General features: G+C 72.0%; 14 protein-coding genes. 6 read left to right on the top strand and 8 right to left on the bottom strand.

Translation table 11 applies throughout. The features are described from left to right. Positions 1-35 precede the first annotated feature (35 nt). The gene (locus ABZ565_RS22825; protein WP_361029792.1) at positions 36-725 is read left to right on the top strand and encodes a pentapeptide repeat-containing protein; all 690 of its coding nucleotides are present in this window, start codon (positions 36-38) and stop codon (positions 723-725) included. A gap of 19 nt (positions 726-744) precedes the next feature. Here ABZ565_RS22825 and ABZ565_RS22820 read toward each other — a convergent pair whose 3' ends face one another. The 3 genes from ABZ565_RS22820 to ABZ565_RS22810 form a co-directional block, all read right to left on the bottom strand. Continuing rightward, positions 745-1,242, bottom strand: a complete 498-nt coding sequence (locus ABZ565_RS22820) for a hypothetical protein (RefSeq protein WP_361029789.1) — start codon at positions 1,240-1,242, stop codon at positions 745-747. Positions 1,243-1,308: 66 nt separating this feature from the next. Further along, entirely contained in the window at positions 1,309-1,938 is a 630-nt protein-coding gene (locus ABZ565_RS22815; RefSeq protein WP_361029786.1) for a response regulator transcription factor, read from the bottom strand. Next, positions 1,935-3,179, bottom strand: a complete 1,245-nt coding sequence (locus ABZ565_RS22810) for a histidine kinase (protein ID WP_361029783.1) — start codon at positions 3,177-3,179, stop codon at positions 1,935-1,937. Before ABZ565_RS22810 ends, ABZ565_RS22815 begins: the two co-directional genes overlap by 4 nt. A 227-nt stretch (positions 3,180-3,406) precedes the next feature. Between ABZ565_RS22810 and ABZ565_RS22805 the strand changes: the two genes are divergently transcribed. Both ABZ565_RS22805 and ABZ565_RS22800 read left to right on the top strand, forming a co-directional pair. Further along, positions 3,407-3,964, top strand: a complete 558-nt coding sequence (locus tag ABZ565_RS22805; protein ID WP_361029780.1) for a heme-binding protein — start codon at positions 3,407-3,409, stop codon at positions 3,962-3,964. Between the two features lie 67 nt (positions 3,965-4,031). After that, positions 4,032-5,456, top strand: a complete 1,425-nt coding sequence (locus ABZ565_RS22800; RefSeq protein ID WP_361029777.1) for a M1 family metallopeptidase — start codon at positions 4,032-4,034, stop codon at positions 5,454-5,456. Between the two features lie 24 nt (positions 5,457-5,480). On the opposite strand, the gene ABZ565_RS22795 is transcribed toward ABZ565_RS22800, so the two are convergent. Both ABZ565_RS22795 and ABZ565_RS22790 read right to left on the bottom strand, forming a co-directional pair. Further along, a complete protein-coding gene (locus ABZ565_RS22795; RefSeq protein ID WP_361029774.1) occupies positions 5,481-7,055 on the bottom strand; it encodes a M4 family metallopeptidase in 1,575 nt (524 codons plus the stop codon). 239 nt (positions 7,056-7,294) lie between these two features. Beyond that, entirely contained in the window at positions 7,295-7,870 is a 576-nt protein-coding gene (locus ABZ565_RS22790) for a TerD family protein (protein ID WP_330313017.1), read from the bottom strand. A gap of 169 nt (positions 7,871-8,039) precedes the next feature. On the opposite strand from ABZ565_RS22790, the gene arfB reads away from it, so the two are divergent. Then, on the top strand, positions 8,040-8,474 hold the full coding sequence (gene arfB, locus ABZ565_RS22785; RefSeq protein WP_164401788.1) for an alternative ribosome rescue aminoacyl-tRNA hydrolase ArfB: 435 nt from the start codon (positions 8,040-8,042) through the stop codon (positions 8,472-8,474). A gap of 38 nt (positions 8,475-8,512) precedes the next feature. Here the strand turns inward: arfB and ABZ565_RS22780 are convergent, their stop codons facing one another. Beyond that, entirely contained in the window at positions 8,513-9,019 is a 507-nt protein-coding gene (locus ABZ565_RS22780; protein ID WP_361029770.1) for a flavin reductase family protein, read from the bottom strand. A gap of 325 nt (positions 9,020-9,344) precedes the next feature. On the opposite strand from ABZ565_RS22780, the gene cdgB reads away from it, so the two are divergent. Next, positions 9,345-10,979, top strand: coding sequence for a diguanylate cyclase CdgB (cdgB, locus tag ABZ565_RS22775; RefSeq protein WP_361029767.1), 1,635 nt, complete (start codon positions 9,345-9,347; stop codon positions 10,977-10,979). A gap of 143 nt (positions 10,980-11,122) precedes the next feature. Further along, entirely contained in the window at positions 11,123-12,097 is a 975-nt protein-coding gene (locus ABZ565_RS22770; protein ID WP_361029764.1) for a carbohydrate-binding protein, read from the top strand. 67 nt (positions 12,098-12,164) lie between these two features. On the opposite strand, the gene ABZ565_RS22765 is transcribed toward ABZ565_RS22770, so the two are convergent. Together ABZ565_RS22765 and ABZ565_RS22760 are read right to left on the bottom strand one after the other, a co-directional pair. Further along, positions 12,165-13,016, bottom strand: coding sequence for a class II fructose-bisphosphate aldolase (locus ABZ565_RS22765; protein WP_361029761.1), 852 nt, complete (start codon positions 13,014-13,016; stop codon positions 12,165-12,167). A 63-nt stretch (positions 13,017-13,079) separates the two neighbouring features. After that, positions 13,080-14,024 carry a 1-phosphofructokinase family hexose kinase gene (locus ABZ565_RS22760; protein WP_361029758.1) on the bottom strand — a complete coding sequence of 315 codons (945 nt, stop codon included), beginning with the start codon at positions 14,022-14,024 and terminating at the stop codon, positions 13,080-13,082. Positions 14,025-14,164: the final 140 nt, after the last annotated feature.

Raw genomic sequence — 14,164 nt, 5'->3', positions numbered from 1 at the left:
GCGCGGGCGGGGCGTTGTCAGTGGCGTGCGTCACGATGGGAGGCATGGTGCGCGGTGGTGGTCGGAGTGGTGGTGTGAAGGCGGCGCGGCGGCCGGAGGTGCGGTTGCCGCCGCTGGTGGAGTTCGAGGAGGGCGGGCTCGAACCGGACGGGGATTACGACGGGGTGCGGTTCGGGGCGTCGGCGGATCTGGCGGACGCGTCGGGGCGGGGTGCGCGGTTCATGGACTGCGCGCTGGAGGGCTGCGCCCTGGACCGGGCGGAGCTGGTGCGGGCGCGGTTCATCGACTCGGTGCTGACGGGGGTGCGGGGGGTGGGCACCGATCTCGCGGAGGCGTCGCTGCGGGACGTGGAGGTGGTGGACGCGCGGCTGGGCGGGACGCAGTTGCACGGCGCGGTGCTGGAGCGGGTGCTCGTGCGGGGCGGGAAGATCGATTACCTGAATCTGCGGGAGGCCCGGCTGACGGATGTCGTCTTCGAGGGCTGCGTGCTGGCGGAGCCGGACTTCGGGGGTGCGCGGCTGACGCGGGTGGAGTTCCGGGACTGCGTGCTGAGGCGGGCGGACTTCAGCGCGGCGCGGATGGAGGCGGTGGATCTGCGGGCGGTCGCCGAGCTGGACATCGCGCGGGGGGTGGAGCGGCTGGCGGGTGCGGTGATCAGCCCGGTCCAGCTGATGGAGCTGGCGCCCGCGTTCGCGGCGCAGATCGGGGTGCGGGTGGAGGCGTGAGGGAGCGGGCCGGGCCGGGTCAGAGACGGGGGAAGCGGGCCTGGAGGTCCCAGACGGCCGGGTTGTCGGCCAGGCCCTCGTGCATGTCGGCCAGGTCGGTGATCAGGTCGTGCAGGAAGTCGCGGGCTTCGCGGCGCAGGAGGGAGTGGCTGAAGGTGAGCGGCGGTTCCTCGGGGTCCATCCAGTCGGCCTCGATGTCGACCCAGCCGAAGCGGCGCTCGAAGAGCATGCGGTCGGAGGACTCGGTGAAGTCGAGTTCGGCCTGCTGGCGGCGGTGCGAGCGGTTGCCGCGCGGGTCCTGGTCGATCCGCTCCACGATGTCGCACAGCGCCCAGGCGAAGTCGAGCACCGGCACCCATCCCCAGGCTGTGGATACTTCGCGGTCCTCCTTGGTGTCCGCGAGGTAGACGTCCCCGGAGAACAGGTCGTGCCGCAGCGCGTGGACGTCCGCGCGGCGGTAGTCGGTCTGCGGGGGGTCGGGGAAGCGGCGGGAGAGGGAGTAGCCGATGTCGAGCACGGTTCGATGGTGTCATGCCCGGCGTGTCGGTCCGGCACCAGCGGTCGGGGGGCCGGTCCGGGGACTTCAGGACAGCAGGCGCTGCTCCTTCGCGACGGCGACGGCGCCCGCGCGGGTGTCGACGCCGAGCTTGTCGTAGATGCGGCCGAGGTGCGTCTTGACCGTGGCCTCGCTGATGAACAGGGCGCGGGCGATCTCGCGGTTGCCGAGGCCCCGGGAGAGCTGGCCCAGGATGTCGCGTTCGCGGTCGGTGAGGGTGGGGCGGGGTGCGCGCATGCGGGCCATCACGCGGCTGGCGACGGGCGGGGAGAGCGTGGTGCGGCCCTGGGCGGCGGAGCGGATGGCGGCGAACAGTTCCTCGGGGCGTTCGGCCTTGAGGAGGTAGCCGGTGGCGCCGGCCTCGATGGCGCGCGTGATGTCGGCGTCGGTGTCGTACGTGGTGAGGACGAGGACGTGGGTGCCGGGACCGGCCACGATGCGGCGGGTCGCCTCGACGCCGTCGATGCCGGTGCCGAGCTGGAGGTCCATCAGGACGACGTCGGGGGTGAGCCGGGCGGCGAGCGCGACGGCTTCCTCGCCGCTGCCCGCCTCTCCGATGACCTCGATGTCGGGTTCGCTGCCGAGGAGGGCGAGGAGCCCGGCGCGTACGACGGCGTGGTCGTCGCAGAGCAGGATGCGGATGCGGTCGGTGGTCATGCGGGGTCCTGGGGTGTGGGGGCGACGACGGGGACGGTGGCGGTCACGACGGTGCCTTCGCCGGGGGCCGATTCGATGGTGAGGGTGCCGCCGAGCTGGTGGAGCCGGGCGCGCATGGCGGGCAGCCCGTGGCCGCGCTCCCCGCCGGGGGTCCCGGTGGCGGTGGTGGGCGTGAAGCCGTGGCCGTTGTCGGCGATGTCGAGGACGGTGCGGTCGTCCAGGTGCGTGAGCGTGAGGGCGGCCTCGGTGGCGCCCGCGTGTTCGGTGACGTTGGCCAGGGCGCCCTGGGCGATCCGCAGCAGCGCGGACTGGGTGCGGTCGGGCAGGACGGTGTGCGGGGCGCCCTCGATGTGGCAGCGGACGGTGAGCCTGCCCTGCGCCTGGGCGGTTTCGCGGGCGGCCAGTGCGTGCAGGGCCGCGTCGAGGCCGCCGCCCTCGGCCAGGTCGGCGGGGGCCAGGTCGTGGACGAAGCGGCGGGCCTCGGCGAGGTTGCGTTCGGCGATGCCTTCGGCGGTACGGACGTGGCGTCGGGCGGCGGCGGGATCGGTGTCCCAGGTGCGGTCGGCGGCCTGGAGAAGCATCTGCTGGCTGGACAGGCCCTGGGCCAGGGTGTCGTGGATCTCCATGGACAGCCGCTGGCGTTCGGCGAGGGTGCCTTCGCGGCGCTCGGTGGCGGCGAGTTCGCGGCGGGTGCGGAGCAGGTCGTCGATGAGCCGGCCCTGCCGTACGGCCTGGCGCCGCATATGGACGAACACGGCGGTGGCGACGGCGGCGACGGCGGGCGGGGCGAGCACCAGGTTGGGGTCGAAGCCGTGCGCGAGGCGGAGTTGCGCGGCGACGACGAACAGGGTGAGCAGGGCGACGAGTGCGTACGCGGCGCGGGGCGGGAGGATGCGCAGCCCGGTGTAGAAGAGCGGCACCGCGCACCAGGCGAAGCTGGGAGCGAGGACGACCACCACCATCCACACGACGACGAGCCCGCCGAGCCAGACGAGGCTGCGGGTGGTGGGGCGCGAGCCGAGCACGGGCCCGATGACGTAGAGCGCGGCCAGGGCGAGGGACAGCCCGATGATCCAGGGCGTGCGGGCCTCACCGGGGTGCCGGAGCAGGAACCGGGCGAGCGAGGCGCCGAGGAGCAGGAAGAACGCGGCGTGCATGAGGAGGGCGAGGGCGCGGGTGCCGGCGTCGTCGGCGTCCCGCTCCGGGGCGGGCCGGGACCCGTCCTCGTACCCGTGCTCCACCTCGTACCCCTGTTCTCCGCTCCCGAAGGACCCCGCTGACCTGCGTGGACATTCCATCGTCACCCCGGACGGGCGTCGGCGCATCAACCGATCGGCCGATGGGGACGTCAGCCGTCCTGGGCTCCGGGTCGAGCCGGTACGACGACCGTCCGGGGGCGGTTCCGGGCCAACGATGGATGGCAGGACGCGGGAACCACCCGTTTCCGCCCCCCGCTGAGGAGCCCCTGATGAAGAAGATGTCGCTGCGTACCCGTGTCCTGACCGGTGCCGTCGCCGCCGCCGCCCTCGGGGCCGGCACCTTCGGCGCGATGTCCGCGAACGCCTCCACCCCGGCCGCCGCCCCCGCGACCACCGTCAAGGCCGACACCGCGCACCGCAACCTCCAGCAGACGACGCACCTGACCCTCGACGCCGCGACGAAGGCCGCGAAGGCCGCCCTGGACGCGGCGAAGAAGGAGAACCAGCGCGTCGCGGTCTCGGTGGTCGACCGCAACGGCAACACGATCCTGACCCTGCGCGGCGACGGCTCGGGCCCGCAGGCGTACGAGTCGGCCGAGAAGAAGGCGTACACCGCCGTGTCGTGGAACGCCCCGACCTCCGAGCTGGCCAAGCGGCTCGACCAGGCCCCGAACCTGAAGGACATCCCCGGCACGCTGTTCCTCGCGGGTGGCGCCCCCGTGCAGGTCAAGGGCGCCCCGGTGGCGGGCATCGGCGTCGCGGGCGCCCCCAGCGGCGACCTGGACGAGAAGTTCGCGCAGGCCGGTGCCGCCGCCCTCGCCAAGTAGGACGTACGCCCCCGGGAGTCGGCCCACCGCACCCGGATTACGACATTCCGCACATAGGATCATCCGTGTGGATCATCGAACTCCGGTACGTCGAAGGGCCCCCGGGGCGGCCCGCGCCGCCGTCCCCCTGCTCGCCCTCGCCCTCCTCGCGCCCGCCTGCTCCGGCGGGGTCGAGGGCAAGCCGGGCGCGTCCGGGGTGCGCGATCCGTATTTCCCGAAGCTGGGCAACGGGGGCTACGACGTCACGCACTACGCCCTCACACTCGATGTGGACCCGGACGAGCAGACCCTGCGCGGGACGGCCGAGATCACCGCGCGGGCCACGCAGGACCTCAGCTCGTTCAATCTGGACCTGGCCGGGCTGACCGTGAAGTCGGCGACCGTTGAGGGGCGTCCGGCCGCCGTGAACCGGGCGGGCAACGAGCTGACGCTCCGTACGGACGCGAAGGCCGAGGACCGGCTGAGGAAGGGCGAGACGTTCCGTACCGTCGTGCGCTACTCGGGCTCCCCGAAGACGATCACCGACCCGGACGAGTCCGAGGAGGGCTGGCTGCCGACCGACGACGGGGCGCTGGCACTCGGTGAGCCGACCGGTTCGATGGCCTGGTTCCCGGGCAACCACCACCCGAGCGACAAGGCCGCGTACGACCTGACGGTCACCGTCCCGAAGGGGCTCACGGCGGTCTCCAACGGGGTGCTCGCCGGGCCGCCGGTGACGGAGAAGGGCCGGACCACCTTCCGCTGGCACACCGCCGAGCCGATGGCGAGCTATCTCGCGACCCTGGCCATCGGGGAATTCGAGACGAAGACGTCCACGATGGCGGGCGGCATCACCGTGTTCACGGCCGTGGACCCGGAGGTGGCGAAGGCGAGCGCGCGGACGGTCGGCCGGGTCCCCGAGGTCGTGGCGTGGGAGGCGGAGCACTTCGGTCCGTATCCGTTCTCCGCGACGGGCGCGATCGTGGACCGCGAGGACGACGCGGGGTACGCGCTGGAGACGCAGACCCGGCCCTTCTTCCCCGGCCCGCCGAGCGCCGGACTGCTCGTCCACGAGATGGCGCACCAGTGGTTCGGCGATTCGGTCACGCCGGAGAGCTGGCGCGACATGTGGCTGAACGAGGGCCTGGCGACGTACGCGGAGTGGCTGTGGGAGGAGGAGAAGGAGGACACCCCGGCCGAGGAGTCGTTCGACGACGCCTACGAGGACAAGGACAACTGGGCGTTCCCGCCCGCCGATCCGCCGTCGGCCGCGGCCATCTCGGACGACCCGGTGTACGGCCGCGGGGCGATGGTGATCCACAGGATCCGCGAGGCGGTGGACGACGACGAGGAGTTCTTCGCGCTGCTGAAGGGCTGGACGAAGAAGTACCGGCACCGCAACGCGTCGACGGCGGACTTCACGGCGTACGTGGAGGAGGAGACCGGCCGGGACCTGTCGGGGCTGTGGAAGGCGTGGCTGTACGGCAGGAGCCGGCCCGCCGCGGACGGCTGACCGGCTCCCGCTCCCGCGTACGGGTTACTTCACGTTGACGCCGCTCCAGGCCGCGTCGACGGCCTTGAGCTCGGCGCTGTCGGCGCCGTAGAGGTCGGTCGCCGCCTTCGCGGTGGCGGTGCGGGCGTCCGCGTAGTCGGTGGTGGAGGTCATGTACTCGGACAGGGCCTTGTACCAGATCTGGACGGCCTTGTCCCGGCCGATGCCGGTGACGGTGGAGCCGTCGGCGGTCGGGGAGTCGTAGTCGACGCCGTTGATCGTCTTGGCGCCGCTGCCCTCGGACAGCAGATAGAAGAAGTGGTTGGCGACGCCGGAGGAGTAGTGGACGTCGAGGTCGCCGACGCCGCTGTCCCAGTAGTCGGCCGAGCCGCCGTCCTTGCTGGGCTGGTCCATGTAGCGCAGCGGGCTGCCGTCTCCGTTGATGTCGATCTGCTCGCCGATGAGGTAGTCGCCGACGTCGGTCGCGTTGCCGGCGAAGAACTCGACGGAGGTGCCGAGGATGTCGCTGGTGGCCTCGTTGAGCCCGCCGGACTCGCCGGAGTAGTTCAGGTTGGCGGTGGAAGAGGTGAGGCCGTGGCTCATCTCGTGGCCGGCGACGTCGAGGGCGGTGAGGGCGCTCTTGTTGTCGGCGCCGTCGCCGTACGTCATGCAGAAGCAGCTGTCGTCCCAGAAGGCGTTGACGTACGCGTCGCCGTAGTGGACCCGGGAGTACGCGGCCTTGCCGTCCCCCGCGATGCCGTTGCGGCCGAAGGCGGACTTGTAGAAGTCCCAGGTCTGCGCGGCGCCGTAGTGGGCGTCGACGGCTGCGGTCTGGCGGTCGTTGCCGGTGCCGTCGCCCCAGGTGTCGTCGTCGTCCGTGACGAGGTCACCGGTGCCGCTCTCGCCCTGGCCCAGGTCGTACGTCTTGTGGCCGCCGCGGTCGCCGTCGGTCAGCTCGAATCCGGAGCCGGACGCGGTGGTGGTGAGGTCGACCTTGCCGCTGTACTGGCTGTTGCCGGCGCCTGCGGTCTCGATCTCCTCGTAGCTCTGGAGGACCTTGCCGGTGGTGGCGTCGGTGATGACGCGCTTGCGGCTGGGGGTGCCGTCCTTCTGGACGCCCGTCCTCACGGACTCCAGGGCGAGGACGGGGGTGCCGTCACCGGCCCAGATCACCTTGCGGGCGCTCGCCGCGGTCTTGATCTTCGGCGTGGTGGACGGCACGGATATGCGGGCGGTGGTGGCCTTGGTGACGCTCTTGAGCTTGCCGTTCGCGGCGGTGTGGGTGACGAGGTCGCCGCCGAGGACGGGCAGCCCGGCGTAGGTGCGCTCGTAGCGGGTGTGGACGGTGCCGTCGGCGTCCTTGATCACGTCACGGGCGACCAGCTTCTCCTTGGCGCCCAGCTTGAGCGCGGAGGCGGTGGAGGAGGCGTCGGACTGGGCGGACTTGATGGCGGCGGTGCGCGCCGAGGCGCTGCCGGAGGCCGGGGAGGTGGAGGCGGAGGGGGTGTCGCCGGGGGTGTTCGGGTGGGCGTTCGCCGCACCGGTCTGCATGCCGACGACGACCATCGCGGCCACGGCGGCCAGGGCTGCGGCGCGACGGGTGTTCATGTGGGGGGTCATGCAAGCTCCGTTGCTCGTTCCGTGGGGGGTTACGAGCGGGGAGCCTGCCATCGAATGAGCACTATTGACGGTGCACCAACAAATACCTCACATTTCTTTGACCAGTTCTTGTCCGACTGAGGTGCTGTCATGTTCGTTATTCGGCGGCCTTCGACCGGACGTGACCGGATGTCCGGACACGCGGGAGCCCCCGGCCGCAGGACGTTCGGCCGGGGGCTCCTTGTGAGGGCTTGGTGGCGTCAGAGCGTGACGCCGAAGTCCTGCGCGATGCCGCGCAGGCCGGAGGCGTAGCCCTGGCCCACGGCGCGGAACTTCCAGTCGGCGCCGTTGCGGTACAGCTCGCCGAAGACCATGGCGGTCTCGGTGGCGGCGTCCTCGCTCAGGTCGTAGCGGGCGATCTCGGCGCCGCCGGCCTGGTTGAGGATGCGGATGTACGCGTTGCGGACCTGGCCGAAGTTCTGGCTGCGGGTCTCGGCGTCGTAGATGGAGACCGGGAAGACGATCTTGTCGACGTCGGCCGGCAGGCCCGCCAGGTTGACGTTGATCTGCTCGTCGTCGCCCTCGCCCGCACCCGTGAGGTTGTCACCGGTGTGCACGATGGTCTGGTCCGGGGTCGCCTTGTTGTTGAAGAAGACGAAGTGGCCGTCGGAGTAGACCTTGCCGCCCGTGTTGACCGCGATCGCCGAGGCGTCGAGGTCGAAGTCGGTGCCGGTGGTGGTACGGACGTCCCAGCCGAGGCCGACCGTGACGGCGGTGAGGCCGGGGGCCTCCTTGGTGAGGGAGACGTTGCCGCCCTTGGACAGGCTTACTGCCATGGGAAGTCCCTTTCATCTGTCGGGTGCGGGCTTCGCGGTCACGAAGCTACCGTCACAGGTCATAACGCCGACAGGGGACCGAGAGGTTCCGCGCGCCTTTACTTTCTTTGCCGAAGGGAGGCCGGAGCGCCGCAAAAAGAGGTGACGAACCGCTGGTGGGGCGGGGAACATGGGTGTCATGTCCGGGCCCTATGTCATCCGAGGTTCGGTCTCCCTGCCGGAGGCCGAACTGATGTGGCGTTTCTCGCGCTCCTCCGGGCCCGGCGGCCAGCACGTCAACACCAGCGACTCGCAGGTCGAGCTGCGCTTCGACCTCGCGGCCACCGAGGCGCTGCCCGAGGTGTGGAAGGAACGCGCGCTGGAAAGGCTGGCGGGCCGGCTGACCGGCGGTGTGATCGCGGTACGCGCCTCGGAGCACCGCTCGCAGTGGCGCAACCGCGAGACGGCCGCCGTACGCCTTGCGGCGCTCCTGGCGGAGGCGTCCGCCCCGCCGCCCAGGCCGCGCGTGAAGAAGAAGGTCCCCCGCGGGATCAACGAACGCCGGCTCCGTGAGAAGAAGCAGCGCGGCGATACGAAGCGGGGCCGCTCGGGGCGCGACTGGTAGCGCGGTCCCGGACACGGCGGGGCCTCCGGCCCCGCCCCTCAGCCGAGCTGCCGGTACTTCCCCCGGAAGTACGTCAGCGGGCCGCCCTCCCCGCTCGGGACGTGGGCGCTCAGCACCCGGCCGATCACCAGGGTGTGGTCGCCCGCGACCACCCGCTGCTCCGTGCGGCACTCCAGCGTGGCCAGCGCGCCGCCCGCCAGCGGTGCACCGGTGACCTCGCCTCGTGCGTACGGGATGTCCTCGAAGAGCAGCCGGTCGCTGATCCGGCCCTTCATCGCGAACCGGCCCGCGATGTGCCGCTGGCTCTCCGCCAGCACGGACACCGCCCACAGCGGCTGCTCCGCGAGCAGGTCGTCCATCCGGGAATCGTTGCGCAGGCTCACCATGACCAGCGGCGGGTCCAGGGACACGGACATGAAGGCGGTCGCGGTCATGCCGACGTCCTCACCGCGTCCGCTCTCGTCGAGCGGCGGCTCCTGGGCGGTGACCAGCACCACGCCGGCCGCCAGGCGGGACAGGGCGGCACGGAACTCTTCGTTGCTCACCCCCTCAGCATGGGGGACGGGCTCGGTACGCGGGGTGGGGGGTTTCGTCTGCAACACACCGGGAACGCTAGCCGCGCCTCCGGGGCCCCCGCATCGGGCCAGGGGACCAGCCGGGTCCTAGGACCCGCGGGTTCCGCCACCGCGCTGACCTGCCGTGACCTCTTCCCGCTCGTTTGTGACTTGAGTCACAGAGTGCAATATTTGCTGACCCTGTGTACCGGGTGCACAGCTCGCTGTGATTCAGTGGCCGTGACACTGCAGTAAGTACGTCACGTACGTCGATATGAATTCTGGAGTGCTGTCGAGGTCTCGGGGAGTGCGAGCGATGGACGCCGAGTCGGAGCCCTATGTCCGTCTCGCGACGATGCGGCAGCTGCACCAGGCCGTCGCCGATCTCAACACGGCGCGTAGCCTGGCCGACACACTGCAGACCGTGGCCGACGGGATCGTCGCCAATCTCGGCTACGAGCTTGCCTGCGTCAACCTCGTCCGTCCCGACGGCGACCTCGTCGTCGCCGCCCTCGCCGGGAACCACGCCGCCGAGGCCCTGATCACCGGCCGGGTCGGTTCCCGCGCCTCCTGGGAGCGCCGGCTCCTCATGGGCGAGGCGTGGGACGGGCTCCGGTTCATACCGCACACCGAGGGCTGGGTCCTCCTCGACGACGACGTGCCGCAGTGGCACACGGAGGGCCCGGAGCCCCGCTTCGAGGACGAGTGGCACCCCCAGGACCGGCTGTACGCCCCGATGTACGCGTCCGGCGGCGGCTCGGACCTCCTGGGCGTCATATCCGTCGACCGGCCGCGCAACGGACGCCGCCCGGGCGCCTGGGGCCGCGAGGCGCTCCATATGTACGCCTCGCAGTCCGCCATCGCGATCAGCAACGCCAGGCTCCGGGCCAACATGCAGCGGGCCCTGGTCCGGCTGGAGCGCGAGCAGCAGGCGCTCCGGGCCAGTGAGGAATCCTTCCGCCAGGCTTTCGAGTACGCCCCCAGCGGCATGGCGATCGCCGAGCTGGGCGGCGACCAGCAGGGGCGGCTGCTGCGGACGAACGACGCGCTGTGCCGGCTGCTCGGCCGCCCCGCGTCGGTGCTGCGCCGCTACTCCTTCGCCGACCTGGTCCACCCCGAGGACATCGGCACCCTGCTCCGTACCTCCGCCGAGGGCGGCCGGGCCGAGCTGCGCCTGGGCCGGCGGGACGGCTCGTACCTGTGGGTGTCGCTGCGCAACTCCGTCGTCGCGGACACGGCGGACGGGCCGCGCTTCCTGCTGACGCACGTGGAGGACATCGAGGAGCGCAAGCGCCATGAGCTGAACCTCGCGCACCGGGCCTCGCACGACGCGCTCACCGGGCTGCCCAACAGCGCGGAGCTGCGGACCCGGCTCGGCGCCCGGCTGTGTGCCCGCCCGGACGCGGCGGCGACGACCGACGTCGAGGCGTTGGACGCGGCGTACGGGGACGTGGGCGAGACGCGGGGGCACTACCCGGTCGGCGGTCCGGGTATGCACCCGTTCGACCACCATGTGCACGCGGTGGCGCCGGACACATCGCGGGACGACGGGACGAAGGGGCTCGCGGTCCTCTTCTGCGACCTGGACGGCTTCAAGTCGATCAACGACCGCTTCGGGCACCACACGGGTGACGTGGTGCTCATCGAGGTGGCCCGGCGGCTGAGCACCTGCGTCCGGGACGGGGACACCGTCGCCCGGCTCGGGGGTGACGAATTCGTCGTCCTCGCGGACGGCCTGGGCGCGGCGGACGCGGCTGACCTGGCCGTTCGCCTGCGAAATGCCATCATTCCGCCCATTCGGGTCGACGGGCGCGCGGTGCGCGTGGGAGCGAGTTTCGGCATCGGCTGGGCGGCCTGCGGGATGACCGCGGAAGAGGTGCTGCGCTCCGCCGACCAGCGGATGTACGTGGAGAAGCGGTCGCGGTCGAAGGTTCACCGCAGGGCCGGCTGACGTTCTTCCGCGCGTCCCCGCCCGGGTTGCCGCCGAGGTCCTAGTCCACTCTCGGCCTCGTCCATTCGAGGTAGGCTCGGCCGGTCGGCGACGGCTGGCGATATTCGGCGACGGCCGGCGACATGGTGAGGAGTGACCCAGGGATGGCCGGGAACAACGGCGCGAGCACACCCGAGGACGACGATCCGTTCGGCTACCTCTACGCGGACGGGCAGGCGGCCGGTGCGCAGCCGCCGGGGCAGGGCGGCTACGGCTACCCGGGTCCCGCCGCCCAGCCGGGTGTGCCCAGAACCTCGTACAACCAGGTGCGGACCGTCGGCGAGCGCCAGTACGGGCAGCAGGTGCCGCACCAGCAGGCGTACGGCTACCCGCCCCAGGCGCCCCAGGGCCAGTACGGTCAGCCCAGCCCGCAGTACGCGGCTCCCGAGACGTATCCCGGCGGCGCGGCCACCACGCAGGTGCCGCAGCAGGGCGGTCGCGGTGGCGGTTCCGGCAAGGGCGGTCCGAACACCAAGGGCCTGCTGATCGCGGCGGTCGCGGTGGTCGCGGTGGTGCTCATCGGCATCGGCGTGGCGCTGATGACGAGCGACGGCGACAAGGACAAGAAGGCCGAGGCGAACTCCTCGCAGGAGCCCGGCTCGAAGGTCGAGGAGTCCCCCGCACCGGAGACGTCCCCCTCCTCCTCGGCCCCGGCGGAGCTGCCGGAGCAGGACGCGGCCTCGCTGCACCTGGGCGGCACGGCGCAGCTCGACAACTCCGTGAAGGGCGCCAAGAGCGCGAACGGGCAGTACATCAACCTCAATGAGGTGGGCCGTTCCGCGACCTGGACGGTGGAGGTGCCGGAGGCCGGTGAGTACACGCTGTTCGTGACGTACGGCGTACCGGGCAAGGACGCCAAGACCTCGCTGACGGTCAACCAGGAGGCGCCGCGCTCCATCAACATGAAGAACTTCGCCAACGCCCCTGAGGGCGATCTGGAGAAGGGCTGGACGAAGACGTACGCCTACGTCAACCTCGTCAAGGGCCAGAACACGCTGATGATCTCGTGCAACGAGGGTGATCAGTGCGACGCCAACCTGGACCAGCTGTCGCTGGAGGCCGGTCACCAGACCCGCTGACCGGTGCCTCGCGCCTTCCGGCCCCCTCGCTTCCGAGCGAGGGGGCCGGTGCGTTTCCCGGGCCCGCTCAGCCCATCAGGGCGAGGAAGGCGGCGACCGTCGCGGCCATGGCCTCGCGGCCGGGGGCGATGTACTTGCGGGGGTCGACGCCCGTGGTGTTCTCGGCCAGGTGGGCGCGGACGGCGCCGGTGAACGCGGTGTTCAGGGCGGTGCCGACGTTGATCTTGACCATGCCGGAGGCGGCGACGGCCTGGCGGATCTCGTCGTCCGGCACCCCGCTGGAGCCGTGCAGGACGAGCGGGACGGGGACGGCGGCGCGGAGGCGGCCGATCAGCTCGTGGTCGAGGGCGGCGGTGCGCTCGGTCATGGCGTGCGAGGAGCCGACCGCGACGGCGAGGGCGTCCACGCCGGTCGCGGCGACGTACGCGGCGGCCTCGTCCGGGTCGGTGCGGACGCCGGGGGCGTGGGCATCGAGCGGGGCCTCGCCCTCCTTGCCGCCGACCTTGCCGAGCTCGGCCTCGATCCAGATGCCGCGTTCGTGGCCCCAGGCGACGGCCTCGGCGGTGGCCCGGACGTTGTCCGCGTAACCGAGCTTGGACGCGTCGAACATCACGGAGCCGAAGCCCTCGTCGTGGGCCTGGTGGAGCAGGTCCACGGACTCGACGTGGTCGAGGTGCAGGGCGAGTGGTGCGGAGGAGGTCCGGGCGACGGCGGCGGCGGCCGCGGCTATGGCGGTGAGCCGGCCGCCGTGGAACTTCACGGCGTTCTCGGAGACCTGGAGGATGGCGGGCGCGCCGGCCCGTTCGGCGCCGGTGGCGATGGCCTCCGCGTGTTCCAGGGTGATGACGTTGAAGGCGGCGATCCCGCGTCCCCGGGCCTGGGCGGCGGAGACGAGTTCACCGGTGCTGACGAGCGGCATTGCTGACCTCTGTTTGTTTCTCCGGGCCCGGCGGGCGGGCCCGGTGCGGGGCGGGCGCGGCGCTCAGGCCGCCCCCGCTGCGTGTTCCTCGATGGCGACGCGCGGCAGCAGCTCCTCGTACGCCGTGCGGTCGAAGTCGCCCGCGGTGGGGGCCAGCACGGTCGCCGTCGACAGTGCCACCGCCCGGCGCAGCCGGTCCGGCCAGCTCAGGGACTCCACGAGGCCGGAGAGCAGCCCGGCCACCGCGGAGTCGCCCGCTCCGGTCGGGTTGCCCTTGACGGGCGCGGGCGGCGAGGCCCGCCAGACGCCCTCCGGGGTGACGGCGAGCATGCCGTCCGGGCCGAGCGAGGCGATGACGCCGTGGGCGCCGCGGCGGCGGGCGTCGCGGGTGGCGCGCAGGGGCTCGCGGGAGCCGGTGAGCTGGGCGAGCTCGTCGGCGTTCGGCTTGATCAGGTCGGGGCGGGCGGCGATGCCCCGGCGCAGCGGTTCGCCGCTGGTGTCCAGGAGGACGGGGACGCCGGCGGTGCGGGCGAGCCGGACGAGTTCGCCGTACGCTCCGACGTGGATGCCGGGCGGGAGGCTCCCGCACAGGGCGACGGCGTCGGCGGTCTTCAGCAGACCGGCGTACGCGTCGAGGAGGGCGGCCCATTCGCCGGCGGTGACGTGCGGTCCCGCCTCGTTGAACTGGGTGGTGTCGCCGGTGGCCGTGTCGGCCACGGCGAGGGTGCGGCGGGTGTCGCCGGAGACGGGGACGAGCGCGTCGGTGAGGGTGCCGCTCTGCCGGGGGAGCGCGGCGAGCAGGTCGCGCAGAACGGCCCCGGTGGCCCCGCCGGCGAAGCCGGTGACGACGGTGTCGTGGCCGAGGGAGGTGAGGACGCGGGCGACGTTGAGGCCCTTGCCGCCGGGGCGCTCGGAGAGATCGGTGACCCGGTGGCTGGAGTGCGGTACGAGGGCGGGGACGGAGTAGGTGAGGTCGAGTGCCGTGTTCAGCGTGACCGTGAGGATCACCGCGGCCGCCCTTTCGCGTTCGTTCCGTGCTGCGCGCTGTTTTCCCTGCCGGAACGCGCTTTCCGTGCTGGTTTCCCAGGCGATCATGCCAAAGAGGGGGCGGTCGGCCCAGACCTCGGGGCCAACCGCCGTCTCTTCGT

The organism is Streptomyces sp. NPDC016469 (assembly GCF_040632905.1).
In the GTDB taxonomy this organism is placed as follows: Bacteria; Actinomycetota; Actinomycetes; order Streptomycetales; family Streptomycetaceae; genus Streptomyces.
This window is presented reverse-complemented; position numbering and strand designations above follow the sequence as displayed.